At 33.5% G+C, this 12117-nt stretch carries 10 protein-coding genes; 4 read left to right on the top strand and 6 right to left on the bottom strand.

Annotation, left to right across the window (positions count from 1 at the left end):
• Window positions 1–1960, bottom strand: a 1960-nt coding sequence (locus tag ACIQ16_RS07330; RefSeq protein WP_396150114.1) for a choice-of-anchor J domain-containing protein, incomplete at its 3' end; no start/stop codon positions are given.
• 142 nt (window positions 1961–2102) lie between these two features.
• On the opposite strand from ACIQ16_RS07330, the gene ACIQ16_RS07325 reads away from it, so the two are divergent.
• Window positions 2103–2858, top strand: coding sequence for a UDP-2,3-diacylglucosamine diphosphatase (locus tag ACIQ16_RS07325; protein WP_396150116.1), 756 nt, complete (start codon window positions 2103–2105; stop codon window positions 2856–2858).
• A gap of 128 nt (window positions 2859–2986) precedes the next feature.
• On the opposite strand, the gene ACIQ16_RS07320 is transcribed toward ACIQ16_RS07325, so the two are convergent.
• The 5 genes from ACIQ16_RS07320 to ACIQ16_RS07300 form a co-directional block, all read right to left on the bottom strand.
• Window positions 2987–4228, bottom strand: coding sequence for an MFS transporter (locus tag ACIQ16_RS07320; RefSeq protein ID WP_396150112.1), 1242 nt, complete (start codon window positions 4226–4228; stop codon window positions 2987–2989).
• Between the two features lie 170 nt (window positions 4229–4398).
• Window positions 4399–6093: a single-stranded-DNA-specific exonuclease RecJ gene (gene recJ / locus ACIQ16_RS07315; RefSeq protein WP_396150110.1), complete on the bottom strand. Its 1695-nt coding sequence runs from the start codon at window positions 6091–6093 to the stop codon at window positions 4399–4401.
• Window positions 6094–6317: 224 nt separating this feature from the next.
• Window positions 6318–6629: a HopJ type III effector protein gene (locus ACIQ16_RS07310; protein WP_396150108.1), complete on the bottom strand. Its 312-nt coding sequence runs from the start codon at window positions 6627–6629 to the stop codon at window positions 6318–6320.
• 54 nt (window positions 6630–6683) lie between these two features.
• A complete protein-coding gene (rsmI, locus tag ACIQ16_RS07305; protein WP_396150106.1) occupies window positions 6684–7361 on the bottom strand; it encodes a 16S rRNA (cytidine(1402)-2'-O)-methyltransferase in 678 nt (225 codons plus the stop codon).
• An 83-nt stretch (window positions 7362–7444) separates the two neighbouring features.
• Window positions 7445–8428: a hypothetical protein gene (locus ACIQ16_RS07300; protein WP_396150104.1), complete on the bottom strand. Its 984-nt coding sequence runs from the start codon at window positions 8426–8428 to the stop codon at window positions 7445–7447.
• Window positions 8429–8609: 181 nt separating this feature from the next.
• Here ACIQ16_RS07300 and ACIQ16_RS07295 point away from each other — a divergent pair, with 181 nt between their 5' ends.
• From ACIQ16_RS07295 to mscL, 3 genes are read left to right on the top strand one after another with little or no spacing between them, the layout of a single operon-like run.
• Complete coding sequence (locus ACIQ16_RS07295) at window positions 8610–9200, top strand: thymidine kinase (protein ID WP_353079095.1); 591 nt, start codon at window positions 8610–8612, stop codon at window positions 9198–9200.
• A gap of 44 nt (window positions 9201–9244) precedes the next feature.
• Window positions 9245–11677, top strand: a complete 2433-nt coding sequence (locus ACIQ16_RS07290) for a bifunctional UDP-N-acetylmuramoyl-tripeptide:D-alanyl-D-alanine ligase/alanine racemase (protein WP_396150102.1) — start codon at window positions 9245–9247, stop codon at window positions 11675–11677.
• A 50-nt stretch (window positions 11678–11727) separates the two neighbouring features.
• Complete coding sequence (gene mscL, locus ACIQ16_RS07285; RefSeq protein ID WP_291242620.1) at window positions 11728–12102, top strand: large conductance mechanosensitive channel protein MscL; 375 nt, start codon at window positions 11728–11730, stop codon at window positions 12100–12102.
• The last annotated feature ends 15 nt before the right edge of the window (window positions 12103–12117 follow it).

Genomic DNA, 12117 nt, shown 5'->3' with positions numbered 1-12117 from the left:
CACGCATATTGCCACCAGCATAAGGCGTAGCGTTTAATGTGTAATTTTGTGTAATAAAGTTTGGTATTGATGTGAAATCTGGTCCTATTTTTATTCTACTATTCGCCACAGCGGTAATTTGTGTTCCTGCTGTTGGCGTGAATGTCGTAGGGACTGTCCATACTCGAATGTAATCTTGTACTTCACCAACAGATCGCCAATCGAATGTAAAATCCAATTGAGTAGCTCCGGCTGGAATTACAAAATCTTTAAATGCTTGAACTACTGATGCGGACGTATTGTTATACGTATTAGTTGCACCATTAGTGTCTGTTATGTATAACGATTTTGTTCCGCCATTATTTACTGCTGAACCAACTGACCATTTATTAGATTGTGTCCCATTATTTAATGTCCAACCTGTTAAGGTTTCCAATCCATCTGTAAAGTTTAATGGTGTAGCTACTTGTGGTAATGTAAATGGAAATGGGCCTGCCCAAATGCTGTAATTTCCATCACTACATTGCGCTCTTACATAATATTGATATACAATACCTGGAATTCCTGTAAAAGTATTTGTAGTATTAGAAGTGGTTGATGTGAAAGTAGTTCCTGTAGGTAATCCGTATGGTGCTGCTCCAACTGAATATTGCCAAGTAGTAATTCCCGTTGCGGCAGCCCAAGTTAAATTAGCGGTTGTAGATGAAGTAATTGGTGCGGCTAAAGCAGTTGGTTGATTACAAAAAACTTGTTGAATCGTTAAGGTGTAGCCAACAGTTTGTTGTGCCGCACTTGATGATATTATAATATAATAGGTAGTTCCCGTAACTACTGGAAATGGATTTATGTCTCTAATTCCTGATGTAGCATTAGCCTGTCCCGCCAAACAAGTGGCTCCTGCTGTCCCAGGACAAGCACTGTATACGTGTATGCTTGAACTAACATTGGTAGGCGATAAAGAAATAGCAATATTACCCGTAAATGTTGCAGTATAGGAATAAAATACATCGTTACCTGCCATATAATTTGTTGCCGATCCACTACAACCTAGTGGTTGCTGAGTGTCAAATAAATCTAAATAATTGGCTGTGTTGTCAACTGTTTGGTAGGGTAAAGCTCCAACTACAATTGGACCCGCACAGGTATCTCCAAATGAAGCCGTTTGAAAACTTCTTGGTCCAAACCAATCGCTAGCAAAACCATTAGTACAAACAGAACGAACTTGAAATTTATATAACGTATTTGGTAATAAACCTGTTGCAGTAAATGGATTTGTCGTTACATTTGTATAAGTAGGAACGCCTGTAAAGGCATTTGCAAATGGGACTACTTCAACTTCCCAAGCAGTAATTCCACCTGGATTCCCCCAGCTTAATTGAGCACTAGTTGTAGTTTCATTAGCAGTAGCTAAAGGCCCAACAGGCGCATTACATTTTTGTACCACATTTACATTATCAATTAACCATCTGTCCCCATTGTCATTCGTCATTACAAAAGCAATATAAATAGTAGAACCTGCTGGATATGTTGCCGGTATATCAATTACTTTTTCTTCATAAACATTTGCAACTGCTGTTAAAGAAGCCTCGTCATAAGAAACAAGATTGGTAAAACTAGCCGTATTTGTTTGTGAAGTAGTAGAAATTTTAATGTCAAATAAACTACCTTGAACTCCAGTTTGAATGGTTTTAGTATAAAACCTTAACTGACCATTGGCAGGAACAGTAACGGCAGAAGTAACCATCCAGTCAATCGCTTGACCTGTAGTTACATTTTCTTTGTTAATCATTGCGGATTTACCAACTCCTCCGTAGGTAAAAACAGTTAAGTTAGTTTCAGACCAACTTTGACCTGCTCCAGTTCCTGTTTCAAATGTTGTCCAACCAGATGGCGGGAATGTTGCGCCTTCAAAGTTTTGGGAAATTTGTCCAAAAACACTGAAACCTGCAAACATAAGTAATAATAAAAGTAGTTTTTTCATTATAATATTGTGATTAATTAATATCTTTAAGTATACAAAAATATACATTTTTAGCAAACACTATCAATATATCGACAAGAAGTATGTTTTTGACGATAAAAAGCTGTTTTTTGTATGTTAATTTTTGCTAATTTTGTAAAAAATAAATATTTTGAATTCGAAAAAAATATATTTTGCTTCCGATCAGCATTTTGGTGCGCCAACTTCAGAAATTAGTTTTCCTAGAGAACAAAAATTTGTAGCTTGGCTAGACGAGGTTAAAAAAGACGCTGATGCCATTTTTTTACTAGGCGATTTATTTGATTTTTGGTTCGAATATAAAACGGTTGTTCCTAAAGGTTTTGTTCGTGTTTTAGGAAAATTAGCTGAACTGAGAGACGCCGGAATTCCTATTTATTTTTTTGTTGGAAACCATGATTTATGGATGGGCGATTATTTTGAAAAAGAACTCAATATTCCTGTTTATCACGATAATCAAGAATTTACCTTTAACGGAAAAACCTTCTTAATTGGTCACGGCGACGGAAAAGGTCCTGGCGATATGGGTTACAAACGAATGAAAAAAGTGTTTACGAATCCGTTTTCAAAATGGTTGTTCCGGTGGTTGCATCCTGATATTGGCGTGAAATTTGCGCAATACTTATCGGTTAAAAACAAGCTTATTTCTGGCGCGGAAGACGTGAAATTTTTAGGCGAAGAAAACGAATGGTTGGTTCAATATTGCAAACGTAAATTAGAAACCAAATCGTACAATTTTTTTGTTTTTGGACACCGCCATTTACCTATGGAAATTACTTTAAATGAACAGTCAAAATACATCAACTTAGGAGATTGGATTGGTTATTTTACCTATGGTGTTTTTGATGGCGAAACATTTGAATTGAAAAAATACGAATAAAAAGTGCTATTGAAAACGAATTTACGTTAGGGATGGAAGCGGCATCCTTTTTATTTTGACTGCCCTAAAGCAAGGCGAAATAAAAAGATATAGCGTACAGCCCGACCCTTGTGGTAACGCCCAAAAAATTACTTTTCTATTTGTAAATCTCTGAATTTTGGTGAAGCCACTGCGGTGGTTCCTGCTACGAATAACGTCATTATACCTCCAAAAACTACAGCGTTTACAACTCCAAATAATTTAGAAGTGAGTCCGCTTTCAAAGGCTCCTAATTCGTTTGAAGAACCGACAAAAATTGAATTTACGGATGAAACTCTTCCGCGCATATCATCCGGCGTGTAAATTTGCAAAATTGTGGAACGAATAACTACTGAAAATCCATCGGTAACACCACTTAAAAATAATGCAATTACCGAAATCCAGAAGTTTTGGGATAATCCGAAAACGATAATACAAATTCCAAATCCGAAAACGGCTAATAGTAATTTTTTACCAGTATTTTTTTCAATAGAAAACATCGTAGAAGCCAGCATAGTTAGCAATCCACCAATAGCTGGTGCGGCTCTTAAAATTCCGAAACCTTCTGAACCTACTTGTAAAATATCTTGTGCAAAAATAGGTAATAAAGCTACTGCCCCACCAAATAAAACCGCAAACATATCTAACGAAAGTGCGCTTAAAATAATTTTATTTTGAAATACAAATCTAATTCCGGCCTTTAAACTTTCTGAAATGGGTTCGCCAATTTTTTTATTTAAAATAGGTTTTTTACTAATTTGCAACAACATAAAAATTCCTAAAAAAATAGAAATTGTCACGAAAATCATAGAGTTGAAAACGCCAATTCCGCCAATTAAAAATCCAGCTAAAGCGGGCCCAATTACGGCAGAAACTTGCCAAGATGAACTGCTCCAAGTAGCCGCATTGGTAAATTGTGTTTTTGGAACAATTAATCCTAACAAACTAAAAACAGATGGAATGATAAATGCCCGAATGATGCCGCCTAAAAAAACCAACGCATAAATGGCATATAAAAAAGGTTGTTTTCCAATGGTTTTTGCGGTTTCAGGATGAACCAAATAACAAAATAAAATACTGATTGTTGCCGTTCCTGCAAAACATTTGAGCAACATATTTCTTTTTTCAGATTGGTCTACGATATGACCGGCAAACAGTGCCATAACTATAGCTGGAATTACTTCCATAAGCCCAATTAATCCTAATGACCACGGGTTTTTGGTAATTCGGTATACTTCCCACTCTATTAAGACAAATTGCATAGACCAAGCCAATACAATGGCTAATCGCATAAGTATAAACCAACGAAATTCTGGGATTTTTAAGGCTGAAAATGGGTCTTTTTTTGTCATTCTATGGGTACACAGATTAAACAGATTATATTAATTGGAAAAATTTTTTCTTTTTCTTAACCGCAAAGTTCGCAAAGTTTTTCGCAAAGCACACAATGAAATTATGAATTGTAAATGGCGAATGACTTTTCGCTTTACGCTTTTCACTTTTTACTTTTTACTTTTTACTTTTAGTTGACTCTTACATCGCGCAATTGCAATTGTAAACTAACCGTTCCGTTCCATTCGTTTTCTTCTAAAACATAAACGGCTTCAAACGGATTTCTATTTTTTACAACATCTATTTTATCTCCAAGTCCAAAACCAATGGCGTTGAAATTTGGCGAATTATTTTGTTTCACGAAGGCTTTTAAATGTTCCGCATCGTTACCTAATGTTTTCGCATAACCCGAATCGATTACTTTTTTAGATAAAAAAACAGGTGTCATATTTTCTGGACCGAAGGGTTCAAATTGTTTTAGAATGCGCATAAATTTTTCATCAAGATCCGAAAAATTCATTTCTAAATCTACTGAGATTTCAGGAATTAATAAATCGGGATGAATGGTTTTTTTGACTTGATTTTCAAAAGCTGCTTTGAATTTTTCGTAATTTTCTTCTTTCAATGTCATTCCCGCAGCATACATATGTCCTCCAAATTGTTCCAAATGTTCGGCACACGCTTCTAACGCATTATAGACGTCAAAATCTTTTACCGAACGTGCCGAGGCGGCTAATTTATCCCCGCTTTTTGTAAAAACGATAGTTGGTCGATAATACTTTTCAACCAAACGAGAAGCCACAATTCCGATGACGCCTTTGTGCCAATTTTCTTGATAAACAACCGTTGAAAATCGGTTTTGCTCGTTATTTTCTTCGATTTGAAGTAACGCTTCTTTGGTAATCTGTTTGTCCAATTCTTTTCTGTCTGAATTGTGTTGCTCAATTTCAGAAGCAAATTGTTCCGCTTGGTCTAAATTATATTCGGTTAAAAGTGCCACGGCTTCGTTACCGTGTTTCACTCTTCCTGCAGCATTGATTCTTGGCGCTACGATAAAAACCACATCGGTAATCGTTAAGACTTTTTTCTTTACATTTTGAACTAATGCTTTAATTCCTGGTCGTGGATTGGTATTGATAACTCCCAATCCAAATTTGGCTAACACTCGGTTTTCACCAGTAATTGGAACAATATCAGCGGCAATAGCTGTCGCAACCAAATCTAAATAAGGAAGTAAATCTTCAATGGTTTGGTTTCTGTTTTCGGCTAACGCTTGAATCAATTTAAAACCTACTCCACAACCACATAATTCGTCATACGGATAACTGCAATCAGTACGTTTTGGGTCTAAAACCGCAATAGCATCGGGTAATGAATCGCCAGGTCGGTGATGGTCGCAAATGATGAAATCGATGTTTTTTGCTTTGGCATAATTCACGTGGTCGATTGATTTTATTCCACAATCGAGTGCGATTATTAAGGAAACATCGTTGTCTTCGGCATAGTCAATTCCGAGATAGGAAATGCCGTAACCTTCGTTATATCGATCTGGAATATACGTCGCCACATTTGGATAAAAACTTCGTAAATAACTAGAAACTAAGGAAACAGCGGTTGTTCCATCTACATCATAATCGCCAAAAACTAAGATATTTTCGTTATTGGCAATAGCTTTTTCGATACGAGAAACCGCTTTGTCCATATCTTTCATAAGATACGGATTGTGTAAGTCTTCTAAAGTGGGACGGAAAAAGGTTTTGGCTTGCTCGAAGGTTTCTATTCCTCTTTGAACTAATAAAGTAGCGATAATTTCATCTACTTGCAGGGCATTTTGTAAGGCTTGTACTTTTTCTTTTTCTGGCTTTGATTTTAGATTCCAACGCATAGTGATTTTGGATTTACGATTTGTGATTTACGATTTTTGGCGAATAGTATTAATTTACAAATTTATAAAAATTAAACATATAAGTCATATAAGTTTAATTTTTTACTGAATAACTTACATATGCTAATTTATAACTTTAAAAAGCACATTTAAATTTTGTCGTAGTCAAAATAATAACATTTTATCAAGTCAAAAAAGCTTATATGACTTATATGTTAAAAAAACTATTTCTTCTCTAAAGCCGAACCTTCAAAATGAATGCCATCCCAACCGAAAATCATAAAATTTCTTATATTTTGATGGTCGGTGACTTCTGGTGTGTTTAAGACATCTTGATAGAAATCTCCGAATAATAATAACGTTTCTTCTTTGGTAAATTGCTGCAATTGAGCAAATGCAAAAATTTTACACGAACCATTATTTTCACCAGCATTGTTTAATTGATTTCCATTTTTAAAAGCTGTTGGTGTGAAGGTATAGTTTTCATCAATGTAAGTGATGGTTTCTGGGAAAGATTTTTTGTTGAGTAGTTCCATTAGGTTTTATTTTTAGACCTGACAGGTTTTAAAAACCTGTCAGGTCTTTATGTTTTATTTCAAAGATTTGCCACCTACAACCACAACAATTTCCCCTTTTGCCGGTTTTGCTTCAAAGTGTTTTAAAACTTCTTCGGCTGTTCCACGTATAGTTTCTTCGTGTAATTTTGAAATTTCTCTGGAAACAGAAACGGGTCTGTCTGCACCGAAATATTGAATAAATTCAGCTAACGTTTTTAATAATTTATGGGGAGAAACGTATAAAATCATGGTGCGTGTTTCTTCAGCTAAAGCCAAATAACGTGTTTGTCGTCCTTTTTTATCAGGCAAGAAACCTTCGAAAATAAATTTATCATTCGGCAAACCACTATTCACCAAAGCGGGTACAAAAGCTGTGGCTCCAGGTAAACAATCTACTTCAATTCCGTTTTCCACACAAGCGCGTGTTAATAAAAATCCGGGATCAGAAATGGCTGGTGTTCCTGCATCGGAAATTAAAGCAATGGTTTCACCACCTTTTAATCGAGCAATTACATTTTCTACCGTTTTGTGTTCGTTATGCATATGGTGACTGTGCATATGCGTAGTAATTTCAAAATGCTTTAGCAATTTTCCGCTGGTACGTGTGTCTTCGGCTAAAATTAAATCGGCTTCTTTTAGCACGCGAATGGCACGAAACGTCATATCGTCTAAATTGCCAATTGGCGTAGGAACTATGTATAATTTACTCATTTATTTTTGTTTGTTGTTTATGGTTTGTTGTTTGTGGTTAAAATAGAAATGAATTAAAAAAACCAATAACAATAAACTACAAACTAATTGAATTTATTTTCTACAATTTCTAAAAATCGTACTTCAAATTCTTCTTTATTTTCCCAATTATTATAATCTGGTTTAACAAAATCTAACACAAAAGACTTCGCTTCTTCCCAATTTGTGAAAGTATTTAATTGAGATAATACTCTATTTAAATCGTCGCCGTTTCCGGCAAATAAATTTTTCTCAAAAGCAATTTTATCGTTTAACCCTAAAACAATAGCTTTTCCGTTTACAACTGGAATTTCTTCTTTTGTTTCCGACACTATTTCTATTTCAACTTCTGGAGTTGATTCAGATACTGACTCTACTTCAATACTTATTTCTTCAATAATTTCCTCTTCTGTTACAGCTTCAGAACTATCAGAAGTTGGCTCATTTGTAGCTTCTTTTTTCTCAAAAAACGTATCTTGATAATCGTGAACTAAGATGTCTTCCATTGAAATTTGTTTGGTCACTTTTGTACCAATAATTTCAGGATTTGAAGTCGTTTTTTTCTTCTTTATTTGAGTTTCAATTACTTGTTCTGGCGCTTCTTCTTGAACTGATTTTTCTTCAAGTAATTCTTCTTCAAGTAATTCTTCTTCAGGTGTTTCTTCCTCAATGCTTTCAGAAAGAATTTCTTCTTTTTCAATTTCTACAATATCGCTTGAAGGGAAAAGTTCGTGTGAAATTTCATTTTTTTCAAAAAGTTCTTCTTCAATTTGTGCAATATGCTCTTTTGAAGCCATTTCTACATAAATTTCTTCTTCATCTACAACATCAATGGTTCCTACTATAATTTTTTCTACTTTTTCTTCAAACAATTCTTCAGAAAATTCTTCATTTACCAAAGCGGTATTCGCTTCGTAAAATTTTAAAAGCGCTAATTGTTCGTACAATTTTTTTACTTCCTCAAGTAATTGAATGGTTTCTGTATGATTTTTTAATTTTAATAAACGGTGCGCAATGCTAATTAATTCGCCTTCAATTTTTTTCTTCATAACTTTTTGTTTGTGTTGAACTTTTATAGCGTTGATTTTTATATTTTTGTTATAATTACAAAGGTAAAAGAAATTATGTGTATAAATTCTTGTAGAAAGTATTTTTACAATTTTTTTTTCAACATAAATGTACACATATTTTTATACCTTTATCTTGAAGTTAATTAATTTAGATTAAAAAATGTTTTTAGAAAATACGGTAAATCAGGAAGAACAATTTGGTTGGATAGAAGTTATCTGTGGCTCTATGTTTTCAGGCAAAACAGAAGAATTAATTAGACGATTAAAACGCGCACAATTTGCCAAACAAAAAGTGGAGATTTTTAAACCTGCTGTAGATACTAGATATGATGATGAAATGGTAGTATCACACAATAAAAACGAAATTCGTTCTACTCCAGTTCCAGCTGCAGAAAATATTAGAATTTTAGCCCAAGGTTGCGATGTTGTAGGTATTGATGAAGCCCAGTTTTTTGATGATGAAATAATTACAATTTGCAATGATTTAGCCAACAGTGGTATTCGAGTAATTGTAGCCGGTTTGGATATGGATTTTAAAGGCAATCCTTTTGGGCCAATGCCTGCGCTTATGGCTACCGCGGAATATGTTACGAAAGTTCACGCAGTGTGCACCAGAACTGGAAATTTAGCTAATTATAGTTTTAGAAAATCGGATGATAAAAAATTAGTAATGCTGGGCGAAACTGAAGAATACGAACCTTTAAGTAGAGCTGCTTATTATAAAGCGATGCGTGAAGAAAAAGAAAAGTAAATTCATCACAAATTGTACGAATTTAAACAAATTAATTAGTGAAAATGGTAGTAAAATCTAACATATTACACGAAGCAAATATTAACTTCTCTAATTCTAAGATTGAATTTGAGCATATTTCTATTGATAGTCGTAGTTTACAAAACGGAAATACCTCTTTATTTTTTTGTTTGAAAGGCCAAAATAATGATGCACATATTTTTATTGAAAGTTTAATTGAAAAAGGGGTGCAACATTTTGTAGTGGAATATATTCCCGAAAATGTAAAAGGAAAAGCACATTTTTGTATAGTTGAAAACACTACCGTCGCTTTACAAAATTTAGCAAAAGCATATAAAAATCAATTTCAAATAGAAACTATCGGAATTACTGGAAGTAATGGAAAAACCATTGTAAAAGAATGGTTAAATTTTCTTTTAAGTCCAGAATATGCTGTTGTTAGAAGTCCTAAAAGCTTTAATTCGCAAGTTGGTGTACCGCTTTCTATATTTGGAATCAATGAAAATCACACCTTAGGTATTTTTGAAGCCGGAATTTCTTTAAAAGGCGAAATGCAACATTTAGCAGAAATTATTCAGCCGAATATTGGAATTTTTACCCATTTAGGGAACGCACATCAAGAAGGATTTACCACTGTTGAAGAAAAAATAATCGAAAAATGTCAACTATTTTCTAAAGCTGAAATATTAATTTTAGAAAAAAACGATTGGATAGAAAAACACATTACCATTCCTACCTTTACTTGGAGTTTTGAAGATAATAAAGCAACCGTTTTTATTCAATCGATACTAAAAAACAACCTGAAAACCAACTTAGAGATCCAGTTTGAAAAAGAAGTATTTACTGTTTCGCTTCCTTTTGCAGATGCAATTTCTATTGAAAATGCGATAACTTGTATTTGTACATTACTGTATTTAAAAGTTTCTATTTCGAACATTAAAGAAAGAATTTCAAAATTATATAATATAGAAATTCGGCTTCAAGCCAAAAAAGGAATTAATAATTGTTTGTTAATTGATGATAGTTTTTCAAGCGATTATCAGTCGTTAAAAATGGCGTTAGATTTTTTAGAACAACAAAAACTGCATCAGAAAAAAACCATTATTTTATCTGATATTTTTCAAAGTGGCTTGAATTTAAATGAGCTTTATAGTAATGTAATCAAATTATTACAACAAAATAATATTGCACAAATTATTACCATCGGAGAAACCATAGGAAAGTATTTTCAAGATATGCCAAATGTAATTTCGTTTGCCAACACGCAGGCGTTTTTACAACAATTTAATACCGATTCGTTTAAAAACGAAACCATTTTAATTAAAGGTGCCAGAAGTTTTAATTTTGATGAAATTGTAGTTTTATTAGAAGAAAAAAATCACGAAACGGTTTTAGAAATTAATTTAGATGCTCTAACTACAAATTATAATTTTTACAAACAAAAACTTCACCAAAATACCAAAATTATGGTTATGGTAAAAGCGTTTGGTTATGGAAATGGCGGCTATGAAATTGCCAAACAACTGGAACATTTAAAAGTTGGTTATTTGGGTGTGGCTTTCGCCGATGAAGGAATCGCATTGCGTAAAGCAGGAATAACTTCACCAATAATGGTATTAAATCCTGAAATTAGTAGTTATAAAGCTATGATAGCTTATAATTTAGAACCCGAAATGTATTCTCTTTCTGGAATCACTTCCTTTATTGAATTGGCCAAAGAAAAAAACCTCAACGGATACCCTATTCATATAAAAATAGATACTGGAATGCATCGTTTAGGATTTGAAAAACCGGAAGTTTCAGAATTAATTACATTATTACAACACAATAATTTTGTAAAAGTAACCAGTATTTTTTCGCATTTAGCGGCATCAGACAACTTTGATTTTAAAGCGTTTACCTTACAACAAATTGAGCAATTTGAAGCCATTGCTACAGAAATTTCTACTACTTTACAAATTCAACCTATTCGACATATATTAAACACTTCCGGAATTTTTAATTTCCCAGAATATCAATTTGAAATGGTGCGATTGGGAATTGGAATTTATGGCGTAGGCAATTCTGAAGAAGAACAAATTTCGCTAGAAAATGTTAGTGTTTTAAAAAGTATTATTTCGCAAATAAGAACTGTTAACGAAAACGAAAGCATTGGTTATAATAGAAAATTTGTAGTTCAAAAAGAAATGCGAATTGCAACAATTCCTATTGGATATGCAGACGGAATTAGACGTGCTTGGGGAAATGAAAAAGGCTATGTGCTAATTCACAACCAAAAAGCGACCATTTTAGGAAATATTTGTATGGATATGCTAATGGTTGATGTAACTTCTATTCCGTGTGAAGAACGTGATGAAGTAATAATTTTTGGTGAAAACCCCCACGTACAAGAAATAGCAAGCGTTTGCGATACCATTCCGTATGAAATTTTAACCAGTATTTCGCAGCGTGTAAAAAGAATTTTCTATAAAAATTAAACCTACTCTTTTAGTTTTTTTATAACTTCGTGTAACCAAATTTAACATATATGAAAATTATTTCTGAATTTAAAGATTTTATTGCGAAAGGCAATGTAATGGATTTAGCTGTTGGAGTCATCATTGGAGGTGCTTTCGGCGGCATTGTAAAATCACTCGTTGATGATGTAATTACGCCAGCCATTCTTAACCCTGCTTTAAAAGCAGCAAACGTAGCCGATTTAGCGCTTTTAAAAACCGATGGAGGTATTTTATACGGTAAGTTTTTAGCTGCTGTGATTGGGTTTTTAGTAATTTCTTTCGTAATTTTTTTAATGGTAAAATCACTTAATAAAATTAAAAAAACCGAAGAAGAAATTCCAACACCTTCTGGACCAACACAAGAAGAACTTCTAACTCAAATTAGAGATTTATTAAAAAAATAAACTTTACATAAAAAA

Source organism: Flavobacterium sp., from assembly GCF_044360715.1.
Lineage (GTDB): Bacteria > Bacteroidota > Bacteroidia > Flavobacteriales > Flavobacteriaceae > Flavobacterium.
This window is presented reverse-complemented; position numbering and strand designations above follow the sequence as displayed.